At 74.5% G+C, this 21,564-nt stretch carries 20 protein-coding genes; 12 read left to right on the top strand and 8 right to left on the bottom strand.

Annotation, left to right across the window (positions count from 1 at the left end):
* The first annotated feature begins 6 nt into the window (after positions 1 to 6).
* Both ACFO4E_RS21640 and ACFO4E_RS21635 read left to right on the top strand, forming a co-directional pair.
* Positions 7 to 609, top strand: coding sequence for a hypothetical protein (locus tag ACFO4E_RS21640; RefSeq protein WP_378577599.1), 603 nt, complete (start codon positions 7 to 9; stop codon positions 607 to 609).
* Positions 606 to 1,760: a PrsW family intramembrane metalloprotease gene (locus ACFO4E_RS21635; protein ID WP_378577597.1), complete on the top strand. Its 1,155-nt coding sequence runs from the start codon at positions 606 to 608 to the stop codon at positions 1,758 to 1,760. The genes ACFO4E_RS21640 and ACFO4E_RS21635 overlap by 4 nt, the downstream gene beginning before the upstream one ends.
* A 126-nt stretch (positions 1,761 to 1,886) precedes the next feature.
* Here the strand turns inward: ACFO4E_RS21635 and ACFO4E_RS21630 are convergent, their stop codons facing one another.
* Both ACFO4E_RS21630 and ACFO4E_RS21625 read right to left on the bottom strand, forming a co-directional pair.
* The gene (locus ACFO4E_RS21630) at positions 1,887 to 2,639 is read right to left on the bottom strand and encodes a L,D-transpeptidase family protein (protein WP_378577595.1); all 753 of its coding nucleotides are present in this window, start codon (positions 2,637 to 2,639) and stop codon (positions 1,887 to 1,889) included.
* Between the two features lie 143 nt (positions 2,640 to 2,782).
* A complete protein-coding gene (locus tag ACFO4E_RS21625; RefSeq protein WP_378577593.1) occupies positions 2,783 to 3,967 on the bottom strand; it encodes a lycopene cyclase family protein in 1,185 nt (394 codons plus the stop codon).
* Between the two features lie 103 nt (positions 3,968 to 4,070).
* Here ACFO4E_RS21625 and ACFO4E_RS21620 point away from each other — a divergent pair, with 103 nt between their 5' ends.
* Both ACFO4E_RS21620 and ACFO4E_RS21615 read left to right on the top strand, forming a co-directional pair.
* Complete coding sequence (locus ACFO4E_RS21620; protein ID WP_378577591.1) at positions 4,071 to 4,796, top strand: class I SAM-dependent methyltransferase; 726 nt, start codon at positions 4,071 to 4,073, stop codon at positions 4,794 to 4,796.
* Positions 4,793 to 6,334 carry an FAD-dependent oxidoreductase gene (locus ACFO4E_RS21615; protein ID WP_378577589.1) on the top strand — a complete coding sequence of 514 codons (1,542 nt, stop codon included), beginning with the start codon at positions 4,793 to 4,795 and terminating at the stop codon, positions 6,332 to 6,334. The genes ACFO4E_RS21620 and ACFO4E_RS21615 overlap by 4 nt, the downstream gene beginning before the upstream one ends.
* A gap of 56 nt (positions 6,335 to 6,390) precedes the next feature.
* Here ACFO4E_RS21615 and ACFO4E_RS21610 read toward each other — a convergent pair whose 3' ends face one another.
* From ACFO4E_RS21610 to ACFO4E_RS21590, 5 genes are all read right to left on the bottom strand, one after another.
* Positions 6,391 to 7,398, bottom strand: coding sequence for a DUF5914 domain-containing protein (locus ACFO4E_RS21610; protein ID WP_378577587.1), 1,008 nt, complete (start codon positions 7,396 to 7,398; stop codon positions 6,391 to 6,393).
* Positions 7,399 to 7,443: 45 nt separating this feature from the next.
* Positions 7,444 to 8,385: a phytoene/squalene synthase family protein gene (locus tag ACFO4E_RS21605; protein ID WP_378577585.1), complete on the bottom strand. Its 942-nt coding sequence runs from the start codon at positions 8,383 to 8,385 to the stop codon at positions 7,444 to 7,446.
* Positions 8,382 to 9,908 carry a phytoene desaturase family protein gene (crtI, locus tag ACFO4E_RS21600; RefSeq protein WP_378577583.1) on the bottom strand — a complete coding sequence of 509 codons (1,527 nt, stop codon included), beginning with the start codon at positions 9,906 to 9,908 and terminating at the stop codon, positions 8,382 to 8,384. Before crtI ends, ACFO4E_RS21605 begins: the two co-directional genes overlap by 4 nt.
* Positions 9,909 to 10,034: 126 nt before the next feature.
* Complete coding sequence (locus tag ACFO4E_RS21595) at positions 10,035 to 10,832, bottom strand: enoyl-CoA hydratase/isomerase family protein (protein ID WP_378577581.1); 798 nt, start codon at positions 10,830 to 10,832, stop codon at positions 10,035 to 10,037.
* On the bottom strand, positions 10,829 to 11,632 hold the full coding sequence (locus tag ACFO4E_RS21590) for a phosphatase PAP2 family protein (RefSeq protein ID WP_378577623.1): 804 nt from the start codon (positions 11,630 to 11,632) through the stop codon (positions 10,829 to 10,831). Before ACFO4E_RS21590 ends, ACFO4E_RS21595 begins: the two co-directional genes overlap by 4 nt.
* Before the next feature lie 642 nt (positions 11,633 to 12,274).
* On the opposite strand from ACFO4E_RS21590, the gene ACFO4E_RS21585 reads away from it, so the two are divergent.
* The 6 genes from ACFO4E_RS21585 (at position 12,275) to ACFO4E_RS21560 (ending at position 18,213) form a co-directional block, all read left to right on the top strand.
* Entirely contained in the window at positions 12,275 to 12,952 is a 678-nt protein-coding gene (locus tag ACFO4E_RS21585) for a GntR family transcriptional regulator (protein WP_378577579.1), read from the top strand.
* 389 nt (positions 12,953 to 13,341) lie between these two features.
* A complete protein-coding gene (gene pdhA / locus ACFO4E_RS21580) occupies positions 13,342 to 14,445 on the top strand; it encodes a pyruvate dehydrogenase (acetyl-transferring) E1 component subunit alpha (protein WP_378577577.1) in 1,104 nt (367 codons plus the stop codon).
* A gap of 15 nt (positions 14,446 to 14,460) precedes the next feature.
* Positions 14,461 to 15,459: an alpha-ketoacid dehydrogenase subunit beta gene (locus ACFO4E_RS21575; protein WP_378577575.1), complete on the top strand. Its 999-nt coding sequence runs from the start codon at positions 14,461 to 14,463 to the stop codon at positions 15,457 to 15,459.
* Between the two features lie 16 nt (positions 15,460 to 15,475).
* Positions 15,476 to 16,759, top strand: coding sequence for a dihydrolipoamide acetyltransferase family protein (locus tag ACFO4E_RS21570; protein WP_378577573.1), 1,284 nt, complete (start codon positions 15,476 to 15,478; stop codon positions 16,757 to 16,759).
* Positions 16,760 to 17,048: 289 nt separating this feature from the next.
* The gene (locus tag ACFO4E_RS21565) at positions 17,049 to 17,555 is read left to right on the top strand and encodes an NUDIX domain-containing protein (protein ID WP_378577571.1); all 507 of its coding nucleotides are present in this window, start codon (positions 17,049 to 17,051) and stop codon (positions 17,553 to 17,555) included.
* Positions 17,556 to 17,625: 70 nt separating this feature from the next.
* Positions 17,626 to 18,213: an HXXEE domain-containing protein gene (locus ACFO4E_RS21560; RefSeq protein ID WP_378577569.1), complete on the top strand. Its 588-nt coding sequence runs from the start codon at positions 17,626 to 17,628 to the stop codon at positions 18,211 to 18,213.
* A gap of 24 nt (positions 18,214 to 18,237) precedes the next feature.
* On the opposite strand, the gene ACFO4E_RS21555 is transcribed toward ACFO4E_RS21560, so the two are convergent.
* A complete protein-coding gene (locus ACFO4E_RS21555) occupies positions 18,238 to 18,807 on the bottom strand; it encodes an NADAR family protein (RefSeq protein WP_378577567.1) in 570 nt (189 codons plus the stop codon).
* 175 nt (positions 18,808 to 18,982) lie between these two features.
* On the opposite strand from ACFO4E_RS21555, the gene ACFO4E_RS21550 reads away from it, so the two are divergent.
* Both ACFO4E_RS21550 and ACFO4E_RS21545 read left to right on the top strand, forming a co-directional pair.
* The gene (locus tag ACFO4E_RS21550; RefSeq protein WP_378577621.1) at positions 18,983 to 20,785 is read left to right on the top strand and encodes a prolyl oligopeptidase family serine peptidase; all 1,803 of its coding nucleotides are present in this window, start codon (positions 18,983 to 18,985) and stop codon (positions 20,783 to 20,785) included.
* Between the two features lie 2 nt (positions 20,786 to 20,787).
* Positions 20,788 to 21,519, top strand: coding sequence for a GntR family transcriptional regulator (locus ACFO4E_RS21545; protein WP_378577565.1), 732 nt, complete (start codon positions 20,788 to 20,790; stop codon positions 21,517 to 21,519).
* Positions 21,520 to 21,564 lie beyond the last annotated feature (45 nt).

Genomic DNA, 21,564 nt, shown 5'->3' with positions numbered 1-21,564 from the left:
ACGCCGATGCACGAGCCACAGCCGGAACCCGGCGGGCCCCCGGCGGCGCGGGTGCCCTGGCGGAGCCTTGCGGTCATCATCGGCATCGTGGTCCTGCTGGCGGTGGGGTGGCCGATCGTGAACGCCGCGATCGCCGACGAGGCACCGGTGGCCGACGGCAGCACCATGAGCGTCGCGGAGGGCGGCGGCCACGAGGCGCGGCTCACCTTCGGCCCCGGGTGGACCCTCCAGCCCGGCCGGAGCACCAAGGGGCAGACCTACAGCTTCACCCACGGCGGCGTGCGGATGACCGTCCTGTCCGCGGTCCTGGACCAGCCCCGCGACATCGACGAGCTCTGGACGGGGCTGCGCCGGGTCACGCAGGTGGACCACCCCGGCGCCGAGCTCGGCGAGCCCCGCGTCACCATGAGCCGCAACGGCGCCGGCGGCTGGACCGGGCCGCTGGTCGACGGCGACCAGACGGGACGGGCCGTCATCTACCCCTCGCCCGGCACCGCGTTCGCGGTCGAGATGACCGTGCTGGCCGCCGCGGACGCCTCGGATGGCGACCGGCGGGCCGCGGGCGAGCTCGCGTCCTCGATCGCCTTCGTCGGAAAGGGCGGGTCATGAGCCGCCACGAGCGCCCCTACGAGCCGGGCCCCGCCCGCACCGGGGCACACGAACGGCCCGGCGCGGGCCCGCGGCACGGCGGCCTGCACCCCGGCCATCCGCTGCTGCACGGCGTCCCCCGATCGCAGCGCGGCCGCGCGGTGTGGACCGTCTTCGGGGTCCTGTGCGCGGCGGGCGTGATCTCCATCCTGGTGTCCTTCGGGGCGCAGATGCGGGTGTTCCCCGGCGAGACGATGCTGTCGCTCCTCCTGCTCGCCGTCTCCGTGGCCATCGGATTCGCGCTGCTGCGCCGCATCCGGCCGGTATGGTCGCCGCCGCGCGGCCTGTCCGCGGCCTGCGTGCTGTGGGGGGCGACCGCCGCCACCGGGGCCGCGCTGCTCGCCAACAACGGCGTACACGGGATGCTGTCCAAGACAGCGGGGCTGCCCTTCACGTCGCTGTGGGGGGCGGCGCTGTCGGCCCCGGTCAATGAGGAGCTGCTGAAGCTCTGCGGGCTCGCGCTGATCGCGCTGGCGGCGCCGCGGGCCTTCCGCGGGCCCATGGACGGGTTCGTCTTCGGCGCGCTCGTCGGCCTGGGCTTCCAGGTCATGGAGAACCTGACCTACGCGCTGAACCTGGTGGTCCAGCAAGGGGCGACCGCCGGAGCCGGTTCCGTCATCCTGTCGTTCGCGGCCCGTGTCCTCCTGACGGGGTGGGGGTCGCACTGGGCGATGACGGCGGTCGCGGGCGCCGGCTTCGGCCTGATCGCGGCGGCGGCCGGCCGGGCTCCGGCGCGGCGCCTGGTGCCGGCCGTGCTGCTGATCCTGCTGGCCGTGGCCATGCACTGGTTCTTCAACGCCCCGCTGCTGGCGGCCACCACGGGCGGCACGCTCTTCGCGTCCCTGCTGAACTTCGTGATCGCCGTCGTGGTGTACTTCACCGTCCGGCACGCCTACCGGCACCGCATGATGCGCGCCTTCGCCGGCGATGTGGCCGCGGGCCGGATGTCCGAGGCCGACGCCATGACCCTCATGCGCCGCGGGTCGCGCCGCAAGGCGCTGCGCGGCTCCGTCGGCCCGGACCGCTCCATGGCCGCCGCGCTCCAATCCGAGCGCCTGGCCCGCGCCGAGCCCGTGGCGGCCGGGCAGCAGCCGCCCCCGCCGTCGGGCTGAGCCCCGCCCGCCCGGGTCCGCGCCGGCCGGAGGCCGGAGCCGACCCGCCGGGACCACCCGCCCCCGGAGACGCGCGAACGCCCCGGAGAGGGGATCCGGGGCGTTCGCGGAGAGCCGGGTGGGCGGTCAGCGGACGATGACGATCGAGTTGTTGTCGAGCCGGCCGCTGTCCCACAGCCAGTCCATGGCCGCGATGCTGACGCGGGCGCAGCCGTGCGACGCGGGGTAGGGGGGAACGGAGTTGTAGCCGTGGACGGCGATGCCGCCGTTGAAGTACTTGGGCCGGTACAGCGCGCCCAGGGGGCCGGGGTCCCAGGCGTCGACACCGCGGAAGACGGTGTACTCGCCGGTGGGGGTCACGGCCACGCTCTCGCGGCCGCGGGACTCGTAGGTCTCGCCGGAGCCGGTGGAGGTGTTGAACACCTGCTCGACGTCGCCGTCGGAGACGACGAGCAGCAGCTGGCGTTCGAGGTCGATCTCGACGACGTTGCCCGACGTGCTGGAGGCGTCGGGGCGCACGCCGTCGTCGAGCGCCCTGCGGGTGTCGGGGCCGACGATGCCGTCGCGGTCGATCCCCGCCGCCTTCTGAATGGCGTAAACGGCGTGAACGGTCAGGCCGCCGAACTCGCCGTCGGCGGAATCGATCCAGTAGCCGAGTTCCATGAGGCGTTCCTGCAATGCAACGACCTCGCGCCCGGAGTCGCCGACGCGCAGTTCCGAGGAGCCCCAGTTGAACGAGAGTCCGGCCGGCGCCGCGGCGGCCGAGGCCGTCGCGCCCGGGACCGCGAACCCGGCCCCCGTCGCGACGACCGCCGACAGGGCGAGGGCGGCGGCCCTGGCCGTATAGCGCTTGAAGCGTCCATGAGAACGAGTAGCCATGCGGCGCACTTTACCCTTCTTTTACCCTGCAATCGATGGCTTCGGTTCGATTCTGTGGAAAAGATCTCCGTTTCCGCAATTCATCCGGGCGAAACTCCGGGAACATGATCGCACCGAAACCAGGGGCGCCGGGAGCGATTCCCTCACCTGCGGAGCAGCGCCCGCCACGCGCATTCCGCCGTTGTCAGCGCCATGGGCGCGACCGGGGTCGTGAACCCCATGGCGAGTTCGCCGGGCAGCCGCGAGCCGCCGTCGAGAAAGGCCAGGACGCCCGGGATGCCGTTGCGCCGGAAGAGCCCCGCGAAGAACGCCGCTCCGTCGATCCGCCCAGTGTCGAGCGCCCGCAGCAGGACCGCGTCCATGGCCAGGTGGCGCCGCAGGTGGGGCACCGGCGGCACCGGGGTGCGGCCGCGGGCGAGCGCGCCGGCCACCGCCGCCGCCTGCCGCTGGATGCCGCTGAACGTGTAGCCGGTGGACGGCCGGGTCGCGCCCCCGGCCGCGCCGATCCGGAAGACCCGGCGCCCCGGCCGGGTGCGGAAGGCGCCGTCGGTCATCGGGATCGCGCCCTGCTCCACCCCCGTCACCTCGAACGCGCCCAGCTCCAGCACCCGTCCGGTGTAGTCGCGCAGCGCCGCGTCGTACCCGGCGCCGTCGAGGACCCCGCGGGTGAACTCGGTGTACTCCACCAGCGCCTCGCGCGGCGACAGCGGCAGCACGTAGCCGAACGCGACCCCGTTGCGCGGCTGCGGCGGGCGCAGGTCCATCAGCACCGCCCGGCCCGGGTCGAACGCGTCGGCGGCGGTCCGCACGAACCACCCGCGGAAGTGCTGGAGGAGGGTGGTCCGCGCCGATGGCGGGACGGGCACCGGGCGGGAGTCGAACACCCACCGCGCGGCGACCTCGACGGGCCCGCCCGACGCGTCGCGCCCGCGCACCACGGCGCGGTCGGGGCCGTCCTCGATCTCCTCGACCGCCGCGCCGATCTCCTCGACCCGCCCGCTCATCCCGGCGCGGACGTGCGCCTCGAAGTCGGTCGACCGCAGCATCTTGTAGGACAGCGGGGAGATCGGTGCCGCGGTCGCGTCGCCGCCGGGGCCGACCACCTCCAGGAGGCTCCAGCGGGCCGCCAGGACGTCGTCCCACGGACCGCCGCCGGCCTCCCAGAAGCACCACGTCCGAACGGGCGCCCGCAGCGGCCCCGGCGGCGCCTCGATCAGCGCGACCGCGCCCACCCCGCCGTCCGCCTGCGGTTTCATCCGGTCCAGGCGCCGGGTAAGGGACAGTCCAGCGGCTCCCGCGCCCACGACGGCCACGTCGAACTCCCGCATGCGACCCAGCATCGCACGGGGCGGCCGGGCCGCTCCGCGACACCACGAACAAGGGCGCGGGGCCCGGCCCCGGGACGCGCCCGCCACGGACAGAGGGGTCCCGATGGACACCGGAACGCTGACGGAAGAGTTCGACACCGCCGCCGCGTCCTATGACCGGCTGGTGGCGGCCAACCCCGGCTACCACCGGCACCTGCGCGTGTCGGCGCGGCGGCTCGGGCTGCCCCGCGGGGGCGCCGGGCTGCGCGTGCTCGACCTGGGGTGCGGAACGGGCGCCTCCACCGCGGCGCTGGTGAGCGTCCTGCCGCGCGCCGAGATCATCGCGGTCGACGCCTCGGCCGGGATGCTCGACGCCGCCCGCGCGAAGCGCTGGCCGCCGGGCGTGCGGTTCGTGCACGCGCGCGCCGAGGACCTCACCCTCAGGGACATCGGCGGCCCCGCTGACGCGGCGCTCGCCGCCTACCTGCTGCGCAACTGCCCCGATCCCGACCGGGCGCTCACGGTCATGGGCTCGCTGCTGCGGCCGGGCGGCCGGGTGGCGCTCCACGAGTACTCCGTCGCCGACTCGGCGCGGGCCCGCGCGGTGTGGCACGCGGTGTGCTGGGGCGTCGTCATCCCCGCCGGCCGGGCGCTCACCGGTCGCGCCGACCTCTACCGCTACCTGTGGCGCAGCGTCCTGGCGTTCGACGGGGCCGCCGCCCTGCGCGACCGGATGCGCGCCGCCGGCCTCGAAGGCGTGCGGACCGCGCCGCTGCCCGGCTGGCAGTACGGCATCACGCACACGTTCGTGGGGCGCACCCCGCCGGCGGCGCCGGGGGACGGCGCGTGACCGCTGAGGGCCGCGACCCGCGCGCCGAGACGATCCAGCCCGCCGCCCCGCAGGGGCCGCCGCCGGCCCGGGCGCCGCACGCCGTGGTGGTCGGCGGCGGCATCGCCGGGCTCTCGGCGGCCACCGCCCTGGCCGAGCGCGGCGTGCGCACCGTCGTCCTGGAGCGCACAGCGGGACTCGGCGGCCGACTGCGCGGCCACCCCACGATGCTGGCCGACGGCTCGGCGGCGACGATGAGCCGCGGGTTCCACGCGTTCTTCCGGCAGTACTACAACCTGCGTGCGCTGCTGCGCCGGGCCGATCCCGGCCTGGGCATGCTCACGCCGCTGCCCGACTACCCGCTGGCGCACGCCCGCGGCCAGGCCGACCGGTTCGCCGGGCTGCCCGGGACTCCCCCGTGGAACGCGCTGGCGTTCGCCTGGCGGAGCCGCGGGTTCCCCCTGTCCGCCACCGCCGCGGTGAACGTGCCCGCCGCCCTGCAACTGCTGGACGTCGACGTGCCGGGCGTCTACCGCCGCCTGGACCACCTGGACGCGGTGCGGTTCCTCGACCTCGTCCGCTTCCCTCCGGGCGCCCGGCACCTCGCCTTCGAGGTGTTCTCCCGGAGCTTCTTCGCCGACCCGCGGTCGCTCTCGGCCGCGGAGCTGGCGGTGATGTTCCACATCTACTTCCTCGGCTCCGCGGAGGGGCTGCTGTTCGACGTCCCCAACGCGCCCTTCCCCCGGGCCCTGTGGGATCCGCTGGCCACCCACCTGGAGAAGAACGGAGCCGAGGTGCGCACCGGTCGGCCCGTCACCGCGATCGGGTCCGGGGCACGCCGCAGGTTCGCGGTCCACGGCGCCGACGGCGCCGTGGAGGAGGCCGACGCGGTCGTGCTGGCCACCGACCCCGGTTCCCTCGGCCCGCTGGCGGACGCCTCTCCCGGGCTGGCCACGCCCGCGTGGCGGGCCGGTGCCGGGCGCGTGCCCACGGCCCCGCCGTTCCTGGTGTCGCGGCTGTGGCTGGACCGGCCCGTGCGCTCCGACCGCCCCGCCTTCCTGGGCACCGGCGGCCACCCCACGCTCGACAACGTCAGCGTGCTGGAGCGCTACGAGGACGAGGCCGCCGCATGGGCGCGGCGCACGGGCGGCTCGGTGGTGGAGCTGCACGCCTACGCCCTGCGCGACGGCTGCGACCCGGCGGCCGAGCAGGAGCGGCTGATCCGGCAGCTGCACGGCGTGTACCCCGAGACGCGCGGGGCGCGGATCGTCGACCAGCGGCACGAGCTGCACGCCGACTGCCCGCTGTTCCCGCCCGGCGGGTTCGGCGCCCGCCTGCCCGTGCGCACCCCCGATCCCTGGCTGGTCGTGGCGGGCGACCACGTGCGGGTCGACCTGCCGGTGGCGCTGATGGAGCGGGCCGCCACCAGCGGGCTGCTGGCGGCCAACCGTCTCCTCGGCCAATGGGGGCTGCCCGGCCACGCCGTGCGGACCGTGCCCCGGCGGGGCCGGGTCCCGTTCCTGCGCGCCCTGGCCCGCGCCGCCCGCCGCGCCGGCTGACCGGCCCGCGCCGCCGTGCCGGTGCGCCCGCCCCGGCGGCCGGGCCGCACCAGGTCTCAGCCCCCGGTGGGCTCGGCCGTGCGCAGGAGGTGGCGGCGTTCGGCGTAGGCGAGGTCGTCGCGCCACAGCCGCCGGGCCACCGAGCGGATCATCGGGCGGATCGCGGGCGCCGCGCGCCGCGCGAGGGCGAACCCGGGGCGCGGTGAGGTGGCGATCACCGCCTCGATGACCGCGGTGCGCGGTACCCCGTTGCGGTCGACGCCCAGCGGGGTCGCGTGCGTCTCCACGACGCTGCCGGCCCCCTCCCCCTCGATGATGTGCATGACGACCGTGCGCGGCTCGGGGCAGGAGAACGCCGCACGCACGGGGACGCCCCAGCGGCCCGCGACCTTGAACGCCACCTCCACCACCATGCGGTCCGGGTCGGGGGCCGGCCCTTCGGGCACCTCGGTGACCCGCAGCCCCACGAACGAGTACGGGTGGAACCACGACCCGTGCCAGGGGTCGAGCCGGTTGGCCACGATGTCCTCGGGCTCGCACCGCCCCGCCATGCTCTCCACCGCGGAGATGGCGGGCGCGCCGTGCGGGCGCTCGGGCAGGACCGGGCGCGGCAGCGGCTCCTCGCCGCCCGCGCCGTCCAGGCGGACCCACGCGAGGACGCCGTCGTCATGGGCGGGGAACGGCGTCCAGCCCGGGAAGCCCCTGCCGTCGAGCGCCAGCCCGTGCCAGCGGCAGACGAGCCGGCCGGCGTCCACCGCGCCGCGGCACAGCGGCGCCCCCAGGTGCGGGCAGGCGCCGGGGGCGGCGTGCAGGGTGCCGCCGGCGCCGCGCCAGGCGACGACCTCGGTCCCGGCCACCACCCGCCCGAAGGGCCGGCCGGGGCGGACCTCGCTCGCGGCGGCCAGCACGTACCAGTTCCCGGACGGCCGGGCCAGCGCCCGGTCCAGGGCCGCGCCGATGACCGCCGGGGTCGCCTGGCGCCAGGTCGGCCGCTGCCGGGCCCACGCGGTCGCGGGCATCCGGCGCAGCGGGATCCCCCGCGGCCGGGGGTCGGGGAGGGACATGGCCTTGTGGTCCTCTCAACGGGCCATCGCCCGTATCGGGTGCGGTCACGGGGAGAGCAGTCGTGCGGTGAGGGCGCGGCCCAGCGCGGGCAGCGCCATCCCCGCGCGCCGGGCGCGCGGCACGCTGTGCCGCCGGGTCCACACGTCGTAGTCGGCGGCCTCGATGCGGTCCAGGATCCCCCGGTAGAGCCGCAGGGCCGTGGCGACACACGGGCGGGAGACCGGGTGCAGCATGGCGATCCCCGGTTCGGCCCGGCGGTAGACGTCGCGGTTGATCCGCGCGAGTTCGGCGAACGCCGCGCGCACGCGCGGGTCCTGGTCCCCCGTCCGGCGGCAGTGGGCGAGCAGGCCGCGGTCGGCGCCGTGCGCGGCGAGCACGTCGGCGGGCAGGTACACCCGGCCGCGGTCCAGGTCCTCGGCGACGTCGCGGAGGAAGTTGGTGAGCTGGAACGCCTCGCCCAGCGCCGCCGCGTGCGGCGCCGCCTCGGCACGGGGCACCGACGTGCCCAGGACGGGCAGCACCTGGAGGCCGATCACGGCCGCCGACCCGTACATGTAGCCGCGCAGCGCGGCGTAGTCGGCGTAGCCGGCCACGTCGAGGTCCATGCGCATCGAGGCCAGGAACGCCGAGAACAGCGGCGGGTCGATGTCGTAGCGCAGCGCGCAATCGGCGACGGCCCGCACGACCGGCCGTTCGGCGGGGGCGCCCGCGAGGGCCGCCGCGAGGTCGGCCTCGACCGCGTCGATCAGCCGGCGCCCTCCGGCGGGGGTGTCCGCCGGGCCGGGGGCGTCGACGATGTCGTCCACCCACCGCGCGAAGCCGTAGAGCGCGTGGATCGCGGGTCTTCGTGCGGGCGGCAGGACGCGGGTGGCGAGGTAGTAGCTCCGGCCGTGGCGGGCGTGCAGTTCCCGGCAGTGGGCGTAGGCCGCGCGCAGTGGCGCGCCGCCGATCCCCGCCGCGTCGAGTTCGGCATCGGTCCCCATCATCGGCTCCCTGCGGGCCGGGCGGCGCCGGTGATCCGCGCCGCCGCGAGCTTTCCGGAGATCAGGACGGTCGGCAGCCCCACCCCCGGTGTGGTCCCGCAGCCCGCGAGCACCGCGTTGGCGGTCCCCGAGACCAGGTTGCGCGGCCGGAACGGCCCGGTCTGGGCGAAGGTGTGCGCGGTCGCGAACGGGGTCCCGAACGCCAGCCCTTGACGCTCCCAATCGTGCGGGGTGACCAGGCGCTCCGTCGTGATCGCCGCGCCGAGTCCGCTCAGTCCGCGCTCCTCCAGGGTGCGTACGAGCGCGTCGCGGTAGCGCGGTCCCGCGTCGCGCCAGTCGGGGCCCCCGGTGCGCAGGTTCGGTGTCGGCGCCAGAACGTAGAACAGGTCGTGCCCGGGAGGGGCGAGGGCGGGATCGGTGGCGGTGGGCCGCGTGATGAGCAGCGACGGGTCGCTCATGGTCCGGCCCAGCCGGGTGATCTCGTCGAAGGTGCGGTCCCAGGCGGCTCCGAAGGAGATCGTGTGGTGGTGGAGCCGCGGCCAGGCGCGTGCGGTCCCGGCGTGCAGGACGACCGCCGAAGGCGAGAACCGCAGCGGCACCGCGCGCCAGGGGACCCGCCCCAGCAGCCGGTAGGACACGGGCAGGTCGGGGGTGAGGACGACCGCGTCGCAGGGGATCCGGTCGCCGTGGGCGGTGAGCACGGCCGTGATCCGGTCGCCCCGGCGCTCCAGCCCGCGCACCGGCTCGTTGTAGCGGAAGGAGACCCCGGCCTTGGCGGCGGCGCCGGCGAGCCCGTCGCCCAGCGCGCGCATCCCCCCGCGCGGGAAGTACACCCCGGCGACCGTGTCCATGTAGGCGATGACCCCGTAGGCGGCCATCGCCCGCCGGGGCGGCACCCCCGCGTAGAGCGCCTGGAAGGAGAAGATCCGCTGGAGCCGGGGGTCCGCCAGGAACCGGCCGATGGCCGGGCCCAGCCGGCCGAACCCGCCGGCGGCGGCCAGCCGGGCGAGATCGGGGGTCAGCAGGCCGAGCGGGGAGTCGAAGTTCGCGTCGATGAACCGCCGCATCTGCACCTCGTAGAGGCGGCTCAGCCAGGCGCGCAGCCGCAGGTAGCCCGCCTCCTCCCGGGGCCCGGCGACCCGCCGCACCTCGGCGGCCATCTCCTCGGCGCCGGTGTGCACGTCGACCTCGGTGCCGTCGGCGAAGGCCGCGCGGTAGGCCGGTGCCAGCGGGACCAGGTCCAGGACGTCGCCGACCGAGGATCCGACCGCGCCCAGGGCCTCGTCGATCAGATCGGGCATGGTCAGCACCGTGGGCCCAGTGTCGATCCGGAAGCCGTCGATGTCGATGCGGCCCGCGCGCCCGCCCGGGTGCGCGTCGCGCTCCACGACGGTGACCTCGCGCCCCGCGCCGCGCAGGTGCAGCGCCGCCGCCAGGCCGGACAGCCCGGCGCCGACCACCACGACGCGGTCCGTGCGCCCGGGCACGGTCCGCACGCGCGGCACCCGCGCGCTCCCGCCCGTCATCGTCCCCACCTCGGCGAACGTGCCCCGGCTCGCGTGGCGGGAAACGGGTCCGGCGGACCCGATCGGCGCCGCGTGCGACAGCGGGGGCGCTGCCGGGACCGCCGCCTGCGGTCCGGCCGGGCGGGGTCAGCCGTCCGGGTGAGCCGCGGATCCGGTCCACGGGAAGCCGGGCGCGCGGCGCTCTTCGAAGGCCGCCACGCCCTCGTCGAGGTCGCCGGCGGCCCACATCGCCGAGCGCCAATGGGCGACCCGCTCCGGGGTGAGGGCGCCGCCGTCGATGCGGTCGAGGATGTCCTTGGTCGCGTGCACGGTGAACTGCGATCGGGAGCCGATGACCGCGGTGAGCCCGGCCACCCGCTCGGCCAGCGCGGCCCCGGGGACGACCTCGGTGTAGAAGCCCTCCCGCAGCGCCCGCTCGGCGTCGATCGCGTCGGCCGTGTAGACGAGGTACTTGACCCGGGCCGCCCCCGCCAGCCGGACCAGGCGGCGCAGCGCGCTCACGGGGTAGACGACGCCGAGCTTGGCCGGGGTGATGGCGAACCGCGCGTCGTCGGCGGCGATGCGCAGGTCGCAGGCTGCCGCGAGCTGGCAGCCGCCGCCGTAGCAGTGGCCGCGGATGGCGGCGATGACGGGTTTGGGACAGGCCGCGATGGCCTCTTCGGCCAGGGTCGGCAGATCGTTCTCGCCGTGGCCGATGCGGTCGAGCTGGCCGATGTCGGCTCCGGAGCAGAAGGTGCCGCCGGCGCCGGTGAGCACGGCGACCCGCACCGCGGGGTCGGCGGCCACCTCGGCGAAGAGCGGGGGGATGGCCCGGTACATCTCAGCCGTCATGGCGTTGCGGGTGGCGGGGTTGTCGATCGTGATGGTCGCCACGCCGCCGGCAACGGACCGGCGCACCTCGCCCGCGCCGGCCGCCGGGCTCATCCGGCACCGCCGGAGGGGCGCGGTTCGGCGCGCTCCCGGTCGCCCGCCTCGTCGCCCTCGCCGGGGGCGTTGCCGTCCGGGTCGTACCAGGGCCACCAGGTGGCGGTGCGTCCGCCGGGGATCATGCGGTCCAGCCGGATGGTCAGGCTGAGCGCGAACCCGCCCGCGACCATCCCGGTCAGCAGGTCGGTGAACCAGTGGAAGTGCAGGAACGCCGAGACGGCCGCCTGGAGTACGGCGATGACGACGATGCAGTAGGCGAGCCGCCGGATGATGTGGGGCCGGGCCGCCCGGTAGCGGATGATGAGGAACAGCACGAGCCCGTAGATGAGGATCGCGTTCGCGCCGTGGCCGGAGGGGAAGGAGACCCCGCCTTCGGAGAAGAACGAGGGGTCGCCGGTGCGGGGGTGGCCGCGCGCCAGGATGAGCTTCATCGTGGCGACCATGCTCATCATGCCCACGACGCCGCCCGCTCCGAGGATGATCGGCCGCCACGAGCGGTGCCAGTAGGCGAGCTGGATGGCGGTCGCGGCCAGCACCGGCAGCGCGACGAACCGGGAGGCCACGGTGTCGGGCCACAGGATCAGCGGTTCGCGCAGCTGGTCCCAGTAGGGGCGGGGCGCTTCGTTGATGAAGATGTCGACGGGGTGCAGTGGTCCGGCGGAGAGCACGGTCATGGTGATGAGCACGACGGCCAGCACGATCGCGCGCTTGTCCGATGCCAGGCCCCATGCGATCTCACTGACGCTGGGCCAGGTGACCCCGGGCCCCCCGGAGCGCCGGCGCGCGGTGCGCGCCAGAGCGGCCCCGGGGGCGGCACGCAGTGCCGCCCGGGACCTTTGGAATGTGGGGATCGAATGGCCCGCCCGAAACGGCGGGTTCGACCGTATCCGCAATGTATGCATCATGTGTGCTCAGTGCTGTCTCACGAATTGTGGGCTGGCCTGCGGCACGCTTGTGCGTAGGGGGACGGGCTCGCCGCTCGGACGTTGGCTCGGGTGGCTTCGGACGGGTTCGGTAGGGGGCAGGAAGGCGGGGGACGCATGGTCAGAGCATCCACGCAGCCGGAGACATCTGCGTCATCACTACGGTCCACGACCGGGGACACCGCTGGTGGCGCAATCGGTGAATCGGTTCCACCGCCCCCGTGTGGGGGACGCCACTGCACGACACCCGGCTGTGTTCGCCATGTTCGAACATTTCCGACAGGAGAGCATAGCGCCCCGTAAGGGGACGCGCCGCGAGCCCCTGACGTTTACGAACGTGCTAACTCGCGCTTAACCGTCCTGTTCAGAGCCGTGCTCCCACTGTTCGCCGAAGTCGGCGGTTCAGCGCCCGCCGCCCCCTGCCGACGGGCGTGATCCCGGGTCCGCGCCGTCGTGTGGCACTCTTCGTAATGAGCCTGAGCGCTCGTGCAACCCCACCCAGCTGAAAGGCCGTCGATGGTCGACCTGCCCGTGGGATCCGATGATCGGTCCCGGTTGGCCCGCAACCCGCTGCGGGAGCAGATCCGCCGCGTCCTCGTCGACGGTCTGCTCTCAGGCCGCTGGCAGCCCGGGGAGCGCATCGTCGAACGGCGGATCGCGGCGGAGCTGAATGTGAGCCAGGCCCCGGTGCGGGAGGCGCTGCGCGAACTGGAGACGCTGCGCCTCATCGAGTCGGTGCCGAACAAGGGGGCCCGGGTCCGTGCGTTCGGTGTCGCGGACATGGCGGAGATCTATCCCGTCCGCGCCGGTCTCGAACTCGTCGCCGCCGAACTCGCCGCCCCCGGCCTGGCCGAGGACCCGCGCCCGCTGGAACGCGAGGTCGACGCCCTCAAGCGCGCGACCGCCGAGGGGGACGTCGAGGAGCAGATCAAGCACAGCGTGGAGTTCCACCGCGAGATCGTCCGGGCCGCCCGCAACAGCGTGCTCCTGCACACCTGGGAGTCCCTGGGCGTCGAGGTGTGGACGCGGCTGTCGGTCCGCTGGCTGAACATGGAGCTGCACGCCAAGGCCGCCGACCACGCCCAGATCACAGAAGCGTTTCGAAAGTGCGACCCCGAGGTCGGCCGGATGCTGCGCGACCACGTGCTCAACTACGTCGAAGCCGCAATGAAGTCGCACAACGCGGTCCGCTGACCCGCACCTCCGGGCCCGCCCGCCGGGAACCCACCCCTTTGCCGAATACGCCCCGGATCTCCCCTAAAGTCGTATTGATCGATCATCGATCAGTACGTAGAGTGTGCGCGACGCACGTCACACACATGACGGGCGTGTTGCGAGCCACGCGCGAACCGGCCGGACGAACAGGTGACCTCCGCCCAGGAATGGGCAGGGTGACGACCACCGGGGGGCGAGCGCACGGAGTGTTCGGCCACGACAACTCAACAGCCACTCCCGCGACCCCGCCGTTGAGCCCGGCGTCGGCGCGGACGCCGTGGCCGCGGGCGACCGCGCGCCCCGGCACCGGCCTTCCCGGGCCCACCGGTCCGGACCCAGGCCGTTCCCGTACGTAGAAAGGCACCACCATGGCTGACACGGCCAAGCCGAAGGGCGGCGGCACCGCCAGGAACACGGGTGGCCGCCGGCGGAGCCGGAAGGGCGCCACCCCCGACCTCTCCGACGAGCAGCCCGCGGTGCTGCTCGACTACTACCGGCAGATGCTGCTCATCCGCCGGTTCGAGGAGCGCACCGGCCAGGCGTACACGCAGGCGCGCATCGGCGGATACTGCCACCTCAACCTGGGCGAAGAGGCCACCGTCGTCGGCCTGATGACCGCCCTCCAAGAGCGCGACTACCTCTTCACCAACTACCGCGACCACGGCTACGCGATCGGCAAGGGCATGAGCCCGCGCGCCGTCATGGCCGAGCTCTACGGACGCTCCGACGGCGTGTCCAAGGGCTGGGGCGGGTCCATGCACATGTACGACACCGAGACCCGGATGCTGGGCGGCTACGGGATCGTCGGCGGGCAGCTCCCGCTGGCCACCGGCGCCGCGCTGGCCGTCTCCTACCGGGGCGGCGACGAGGTCGTCATGTGCCAGATGGGCGACGGCACCACCAACATCGGCGCCTGGCACGAGTCGCTGAACATCGCGGCGCTGTGGAACCTGCCCATCGTCTTCGTGGTCATCAACAACTTCACCGGCATGGGCACCACCGTCGAGAAGTCCTCCGCGGAACCCGACCTGTACAAGCGCGGCTCCGCCTTCCGCATCGAGGGCGTCCGGGTGGACGGCCGCGACGTGCTCGCCGTCCGCGACGCGGCCACCGACCTCGTCGAGCGCGCCCGCGCCGAGCAGCGCCCCTTCCTGCTGGAGGCCACCAGCTACCGGATGAAGGGCCACTCGGTGGTCGACCCCGCCAAGTACCGCACCGCCGAACAGGTCGACGAGGCCAAGGCCAACGACCCGGTCGCCGCGTTCGAGGCCCAGCTCGAAGAGGCCGGGATCCTCACCGAGGACGCCAAGCGCGAGATCGCCGACTCCGTCCGCGACGAGGTCGCCGACGCCGCCGATTTCGCGGAGAACAGCCCCCACCCCGAGGTCTCCACGCTGTTCGACTACACCTACGCCACCCCCGTGGCGAACGAGTCGCGCCGCATGCCCGCCGACCCGGTCTTCGCCGAGTAGAAAAGGAGCGGGTCCATGTCCGTGATCACCTACCGCCAGGCGCTGCGCGACACGCTGCGCGCCGAGATGCACCGCGACGAGAACGTCCTCCTCCTCGGTGAGGAGATCGGCGTCTTCGAGGGGTCCTACAAGATCACCGAGGGGCTGCTCAAGGAGTTCGGCGAGCGCCGCGTCCGCGACACCCCCATCGCCGAGGAGGGCTTCGTCGGCGCCGCGATCGGCGCCGCGATGCTGGGGCTGCGCCCCGTCGTCGAGCTGATGACGATCAACTTCTCGCTCATCGCCATCGACCAGATCATCAACCACGCCGCGAAGATCTACGGCATGTTCGGCGGCCAGACCAGCGTGCCGATGGTCATCCGCACCCCCGGGGGCGGCGGCCAGCAGCTCGGCGCCACGCACTCGCAGAACATCGAGCTGTTCTACTCGTTCATCCCGGGTCTGAAGGTCCTCGCCCCGAGCACCCCCGCCGAGGCCGCGTCGATGCTGCGCGCCGCCATCCGCGACGACGACCCGGTGCTGTTCCTGGAGAACCTCGGCCTCTACAACACCAAGGGCGAGGTCCCCGAGGGGGACGACACCGTGGCCGAGATCGGCCGCGCCGCGGTGACCCGCGAGGGCAGCGACATCACGCTGATCGGCTACTCCCGGATGGCCATGGTCGCCAACCAGGTCGCCGAGAAGCTCGCGGACGAGGACATCAGCGTCGAGGTCGTCGACCTGCGCAGCCTCCGGCCGCTCGACCGCGCCACGATCGTGAACTCGGTGCGCAAGACCGGCTCCGCGGTGGTCGCCGAGGACGACTGGCTGACCTACGGGATCGGCGCCGAGATCGCCGCCACCATCCAGGAGGGCGCGTTCGACTACCTGGACGCCCCGGTGCGCCGGGTCGCCATGGCCGAGGTGCCGATGCCCTACGCCAAGCCGCTGGAGACCGCGGCACTGCCGTCGGTCGAGTCGATCACCACCGCTGTCAAGGAGACCCTGAGCGCTGTGGGCAAGCGGGTCGGGTAAAGGGGAAACGCACACGATGACTGAGATCTACATGCCGCGCCTCTCCGACACCATGGAGGAAGGCGTCATCAGCTCCTGGGTCAAGAAGGTCGGCGACAAGGTCGCGTCCGGCGATGTGCTGGTCGAGATCGAGACCGACAAGGCCGTCATGGAGTACGAGGCCTACGAGGACGGCTTCCTCGTCGAACAGTCGGTGTCCGAGGGCGACACCGTGCCGATCGGCGCGGTGATCGGCGTCCTCGGCGACAGCCCCGACGCCGTCCCCGAGGAGTCCGGCGCACCCGCGGCGGAGCCCGCGGAGTCCGCGGCCCCTGCCGCGGAGGCCGAGCCGGCCCCCGCTCCGGCCGAGCCCGAGCCGGCCGCGGCGCCCGCCGCCGAGGGCACCGCCCCGCGCCCGCTCAGCTCCCCGCTCGCCCGCCGGCTGGCCCGCGAGTACGGGCTCGACATCGAGTCCATCGACGGCTCGGGCCCCAAGGGCCGCGTCGTGCGCGCGGACATCGAAGCCGCCGCCCGGCGCCAGCGCGAGAGCGGCGCCCCCGCCGCTGCGGCGCCCGCCGCCGCACCGGCCCCCGCGGCGGCCGGCCGCCCCCAGGACGCCTACGACGACGGCCGCGCCTCCGAAGAGGTGAAGATCAGCAACGTCCGCAAGGTCGTGGCGCGCCGGCTCACCCAGAGCAAGCAGGAGGTGCCGCACTTCTACCTGCGGCGCACGATCGACGCCGAGGCGCTCAAGGAGTTCCGCGGCCAGATCAACGAGCAGCTCGCGAGCACCGGCGTCAAGGTCAGCTTCAACGACCTCATCGTCAAGGCGGTGGCCACCACGCTGGCGGCCCACCCCGAGTGCAACACCTCGTGGGTGGACGACAGGCTGCTCCGGCACGGCCGGATCAACGTCGGCGTGGCCGTCGCGGTCGAAGGCGGGCTGGTCGTCCCGGTGCTGCACGACACCGACGCGATGCCCCTGTCGCAGATCGCCACCTCCACCCGCGAGCTGGCCGGCCGCGCCCGCGACGGCAAGCTCAAGCCCCAGGAGATGAGCGGCGGCACGTTCAGCGTCAGCAACCTGGGCATGTTCGGCGTCGACAGCTTCTCCGCGGTCATCAACCCGCCCGAGGCGGCCATCCTCGCGGTGGGCGCGATGAAGCAGCAGCCGGTGGTGCGCGACGGCGAGATCGTCGCCCGCAACACCATCGCGCTGGAGCTGTCGGTGGACCACCGGGCGATCGACGGCGCCGTCGGCGCCGCGTTCCTGAAGGACCTCACCGACGTGCTGGAGAACCCCATGCGGATCATCCTGTAGTCCGCCCGTTCCACCGCCGCAGCGCCCGCCCCGCTCTCCCGGGGCGGGCGCTGCGGCGCGTTCCGGGCAGGCTCCGCGGAACCCTGGCCCGTACCCCAGTGGAGGCGATTCCAGCGGCGGAGCGTCCCCGATGGCGCCGCGGAGCGCCCGCATCCGGTACACCTGGTTTCACATGAAACACCCAAGGTCACGGTTGGCTTGCCGTGCGCCCCGCCGGGTGGCGCCGCCTGCGGCCGTGCGCAAGGGTGGTCCGCACCGCCCACCGCCGACCAGGAGGGACGCCCCCCGAATGACCGCCCCGCAGCCGCCGGCAGCGGCCGAACCCGCCATGTCCGCCGCCGCCATCGTCCCCGGGCCCGAGTGGACGCTGACCTTCGTCCTGCGCAGCAGCGGCATCCACGCCGGGCACTGGCTGCTGCCGCGCGGCACGATCTCGCCGGAGGAGAGCGCGGAGCAGGCCGCCCGCCGCGCCGCCGAGAGCGACGCCGGGGTGCGCACCGGCGTCCTGGCGCCGACCGGGATCTACGAGGTGCACGGATCCGGCGGCGCCGACGACGAGCCCTACCACGTTCACCTGCACGTCTACCGCGCGCTGCGCCCCTGCGCGGTTCCGGACGGATTCACCGGAGACCCCGCCGAAGTGGCCGGCATCGATCAGGCCCACCCGCAGCGCGTGCTGCCCCACCCCGTGGACATGCTCGTGCTCAACGATGCCGGGCTCGCGGATTACGACCCCGATCTGGTCCGCCGCCTGCTGAACGCCGACGGTGTGACCGTGACCCGGGTCGACCTCTAGCGGGACGGCGGCGGCCCGCGGGGCACCCCCGGGCCGCCGCGCCGCCCGGGGGCGTGGTCGAATGAACGGCATGCCACACCCGCCGACCACCTATGGTGCCGCCGCGGCCGGGCACACGCCGCTGCCCGCCGCGGCGACCTGGGGGCTGCTCGCCGCCTGGGCCCTGCACGATGCCGAGGAGCTGATCACCATGCCGGGGTGGGCGCGCCGCGCACGGCCGCGCCTGGAGGCGGCGCTCCCGGCGGTTCCGGGGGCGGTCTGGGACCGGCTCGACGTCTCCCGCTCCCACACCGCCACCGCGATCGGCCTGATGGGGATCGTGATGGCCGCCGCCGCGGCCGATGGCGCGCGCACCGGCGGGCGCAGCCCCTTCTACCAGGCGGCCCTGGCCGGGTTCGGCCTGCACACGGTGACCCACCTGGCGCAATCGGCGCTCACCCGCGGCTACACCCCCGGGGTGGTGACCGCACCGCTGGTCGCCGCGCCGTTCTCGCTGTGGGCGTGGGGGCGGCTGCGCCGGGCCGGCGTACCCGCGGCGGCGCCGGGCACCGGATCGCTGCTGCTGGTGCCCGTGGTGCTCGGCTCGGTGCACGGGCTGGCGTCGGCCGTCGAACGGGCCCGCGCCCGGCGGCGCGCCCTGCCCCGGCGCCGCCGCTGACGGCCGGGGCCGCGGCGGCCGGAGTCACCCCGCCGCGGCGGCCAGTTCCGCCCGCGCCCGCATGAGGGCGAAGCCGAGGAGGTTCTCGCCGGGCCACAGGGCGGGGTCGGCCGCGCGCTCGTCGCCGGCGGCCAGGCCGATCCCCCACACGGGGTCGAGCGGGCTCGCCTCGACCAGCACCCGCGCCGCGGTCCGGCGGAGGTAGGCCCCGATCTCCGGGTTCTGGCCGAACTTGTGCACCGACCCGCGCACGACGATGCCGAAGCGCCGCTCCCGCCACACCTCGTCGTCGAACCCCCGGACCCCGCGCCCGAGCCGTTTGGCCGCGCCGGGCTCCGCGGTCGCCAGGATGCGCTCGGCCGCCTCGATGTCGCCGAACAGACGGGCCTTCCCGGCCATCATCCAGTGCTCGGCGGTGGCGTAGCGCTCCCCGGCGACCGTGAAGGCCGAGGGCCACCACTGGCTCAGGCACCCGGGGCCGGGCACGCCGTCGCGCCGCGCCCTGTGGCCCCAGAAGTACAGGTAGCGCAGCCGCTCGCCACGCGCGGCTCGGGCGCGCAGGTCCTCGAGCGACAGGGGCGGCTCGTTGTGCATATCCGCATTCTTCCGTACATCCGCCACGAGGGTGCTCAGGTGTCTCCCCGGCACCGGCCGGCGGTGCCCCCGCGCCCCGCGCACCGGTACTGACATGTGGATTCGACGGCGTATGACCATGTCGACTCATCGATTCGCCCCCAATAAGCAGAACTCCACTGCTTTACTGGGGATCATGGGCGAGCGTTGGCAGGATCGTTTCCGCGCAGGCAGGACCGGTCTCCCCTCCTGGGCGCGCGAGGCGCCGGACCGGTCACTGTTCCGCGGCAACGCCTCCGGAACCTGGGAGATCCACACCTGGGACCGGGGCACGGGCGAGCAGCGGCAGGCGACCGAACGGCGGCACGGCACGCGGCTCGCCGCCCTCGATCCCACCGGTGAGCGGGTGTGGTGGTTCGACGACACCGACGGCGACGAGTTCGGCGTCTGGCGAGTACAGCCGTTCGGCGGCGGGCCCGGCCGCGCCGCCGTCCCCGGGCTGGCCCCCTCCTACCCCGGCGGGCTCGCGCTCGGAGCGTCCGGGTCGGCGGTGGTGGGCCGCTCGACCGACGACGGCTTCAGCGCGCACGCGAGCGTGCCGGGCGACCCGCCGCGCACCGTCTACGCCCACCGCCAGGAGGGCCGCGTCGCCGCACTCACCGACGACGAGTCGCTGCTGGCCATCGCGCACAGCGAGCACGGCGACAGCCGCCACATGGCGGTCCGCGTGCTGCGGCTGCACGCCGGCGGCGATACCGGCACCGTCGGCGACCTCTGGGACGGCCCGGGGCACGACCTCACCCCCGTCGCCTTCGAGCCCGGCGGCCACCGGCTGCTCGTCCTGCACGAGCGCAGGGGCACGGCCGAACCGCTCATCTGGGACCCGGTCACCGGCACCGAGCTCGACATCGGTCCGGTCCTCGGCCTCGACGGCGAACTGTCGGCCGACTGGACCCCCGATGGCGCGCGCCTGCTGATCACCCAGGAACACCGGGCGAGGTCGCGGCTCCACCTGCACGACCTCGCCACCGGCGCGACCGAGCCGGTCGGCACCCCGCGCGGGCTGGTGTCCGCGGCCGCGGCGCGCCCCGATGGCACGGTCGAGTACGCGTGGTCCAGCTCGGAGCTGCCGCCGGCGATCCGCGACACGGCCGGCCGGATCGTCCTGGCTCCCCCGGGCGTGGCCGCCCCTCCGTCGGTCCCCGTGCGCGACGCGGTCGTCGACGGCCCTGGCGGCCCCGTCCACGCGCTGGTGTCCGTCCCCGGCGACGGCTCCGCGGCCCCCCACCCGACCGTGTTCGTGGTGCACGGCGGCCCCCAGGCCCAGGACCTCGACTCCTTCCGGCCCGACGTCGCCGCGTGGGTGGACCACGGCTTCGCCGTGGTGCGCGTCAACTACCGCGGCTCCACCGGCTACGGCAGCGCCTGGCGCGACGCCCTGGAAGGGCGCGTGGGGCTGACCGAGCTGGAGGACATCACCGCCGTGCGCGACTGGGCCGTGGACACCGGGCTCGCCGACCCCGGCCGGCTGATCCTCGAAGGCTGGTCGTGGGGCGGCTACCTCACCCTGCTCGGCCTGGGGGTCCGCCCCGGCGGCTGGAGCCTGGGCATCGCGGGCGTCCCCATCGCCGATTACGTCACCGCCTACGCCGACGAGATGGAGGCCCTCCGCGCCTTCGACCGCTCCATGTTCGGCGGCTCACCTCAGGAGGTACCCGAGCTGTACAGGCGCTCTTCACCCCTGACCTACGCGGACCGCGTCACCGCCCCGGTCCTCGTCCTGGCCGGGGAGAACGACCCCCGCTGCCCCATCCGGCAGATCGACACCTACCTCGCCCGCCTCACCGAGCTGGGCGTTCCCCACGAGGTGCACCGCTTCGACGCGGGGCACGGGTCGTTCGTGGTCGAGGAGCGCGTCCGGCATATGGCCGTCGAGCTGGACTTCGCCCTGAGAAACACCGGAACGCAGGCGGGAGGACCGTCCCCAAGGGCCGTGTAGCCATGGGAGGGCAACCGCGCTATCTCTGGGTGGCCGACATGCTCCGCCGCCCCATCCTGAACGGGGAGCTGGCGCCCGGCAGCAGGCTGCCGTCGCGTTCCCGGCTGGCCCGCACCCACCACGTCAGCGAGCAGGTCTCACGGCACGCGCTGCGGCTGCTGGTCAGCGAAGGGCTCGTGGAAGCGCGCCCGGGGTCGGGCTACTACGTCCGCCCCGTGCCGCAGATCCACCGGTTCTCCCGCACGGACCGCGCCTCGGGGTCGGGGGTCGAGCCGCTGCACCGCGAGGAGCTGGGCACCCTCACCGTGAAGGTGAACGACCTCGTGGCACGGCGGCTGACCCTGCGCGACGGCGAGATGGTCTACCGCTCGCGCTCCCTGGGGCTGGCCGACGGCGCCCCCGTCGCGCTGCACACCGCCTGGGAGCCCATGGTCCTCACCCAGGGCACCTTGCGGACCCCCGCCGACGCCGAACCCGGCACCGGGGTACTGGACCGGCTCGGCGCCGCGGGGGTCATCATCGACCGCGTGGTGGAGGAGGTCGGAGTACGCCCCCTCCGCGAGCCCGAGGCCACCCTCCTCCAGCTCGCCCCGGGCCTGCCGGTCCTGGTCGTGGAGCGCACCCACTTCAACGGCCAGCGCCCGGTCGAGACCTCCGACCTGGTGGGCTCGGTCGACCACTGCCGCCTCCTCTACCGCCTCAGCCTCGCCCGCCCGCCGAAGAAAGGGCGGTGAGCCGGCAGCGGAAAACCCCTGTACCCCTGGCCGAAACGCCACTTC

The sequence above is a fragment of the Nocardiopsis mangrovi genome, from assembly GCF_042653925.1.
Taxonomy (GTDB): Bacteria; Actinomycetota; Actinomycetes; order Streptosporangiales; family Streptosporangiaceae; genus Nocardiopsis_B; species Nocardiopsis_B mangrovi.
Note: the sequence above shows the minus strand (reverse complement) of the source record. Positions and strands in the feature narration are given on the sequence as shown.

Bases quoted from the DNA above. Each gene is read 5' to 3' on its own strand.
- ACFO4E_RS21635 (WP_378577597.1), top strand. From the start codon at position 606: ATGAGCCGCCACGAGCGCCCCTACGAGCCGGGCCCCGCCCGCACCGGG.
- ACFO4E_RS21550 (WP_378577621.1), top strand. From the start codon at position 18,983: ATGGGCGAGCGTTGGCAGGATCGTTTCCGCGCAGGCAGGACCGGTCTC.
- ACFO4E_RS21610 (WP_378577587.1), bottom strand. From the start codon at position 7,398: ATGTCCCTCCCCGACCCCCGGCCGCGGGGGATCCCGCTGCGCCGGATG.
- ACFO4E_RS21620 (WP_378577591.1), top strand. From the start codon at position 4,071: ATGGACACCGGAACGCTGACGGAAGAGTTCGACACCGCCGCCGCGTCC.
- ACFO4E_RS21595 (WP_378577581.1), bottom strand. From the start codon at position 10,832: ATGAGCCCGGCGGCCGGCGCGGGCGAGGTGCGCCGGTCCGTTGCCGGC.
- ACFO4E_RS21575 (WP_378577575.1), top strand. From the start codon at position 14,461: ATGTCCGTGATCACCTACCGCCAGGCGCTGCGCGACACGCTGCGCGCC.
- ACFO4E_RS21545 (WP_378577565.1), top strand. From the start codon at position 20,788: ATGGGAGGGCAACCGCGCTATCTCTGGGTGGCCGACATGCTCCGCCGC.
- ACFO4E_RS21570 (WP_378577573.1), top strand. From the start codon at position 15,476: ATGACTGAGATCTACATGCCGCGCCTCTCCGACACCATGGAGGAAGGC.
- ACFO4E_RS21640 (WP_378577599.1), top strand. From the start codon at position 7: ATGCACGAGCCACAGCCGGAACCCGGCGGGCCCCCGGCGGCGCGGGTG.
- ACFO4E_RS21560 (WP_378577569.1), top strand. From the start codon at position 17,626: ATGCCACACCCGCCGACCACCTATGGTGCCGCCGCGGCCGGGCACACG.
- ACFO4E_RS21605 (WP_378577585.1), bottom strand. From the start codon at position 8,385: ATGATGGGGACCGATGCCGAACTCGACGCGGCGGGGATCGGCGGCGCG.
- ACFO4E_RS21565 (WP_378577571.1), top strand. From the start codon at position 17,049: ATGACCGCCCCGCAGCCGCCGGCAGCGGCCGAACCCGCCATGTCCGCC.
- ACFO4E_RS21625 (WP_378577593.1), bottom strand. From the start codon at position 3,967: ATGCGGGAGTTCGACGTGGCCGTCGTGGGCGCGGGAGCCGCTGGACTG.
- ACFO4E_RS21630 (WP_378577595.1), bottom strand. From the start codon at position 2,639: ATGGCTACTCGTTCTCATGGACGCTTCAAGCGCTATACGGCCAGGGCC.
- ACFO4E_RS21585 (WP_378577579.1), top strand. From the start codon at position 12,275: ATGGTCGACCTGCCCGTGGGATCCGATGATCGGTCCCGGTTGGCCCGC.
- crtI (WP_378577583.1), bottom strand. From the start codon at position 9,908: ATGACGGGCGGGAGCGCGCGGGTGCCGCGCGTGCGGACCGTGCCCGGG.
- ACFO4E_RS21555 (WP_378577567.1), bottom strand. From the start codon at position 18,807: ATGCACAACGAGCCGCCCCTGTCGCTCGAGGACCTGCGCGCCCGAGCC.
- pdhA (WP_378577577.1), top strand. From the start codon at position 13,342: ATGGCTGACACGGCCAAGCCGAAGGGCGGCGGCACCGCCAGGAACACG.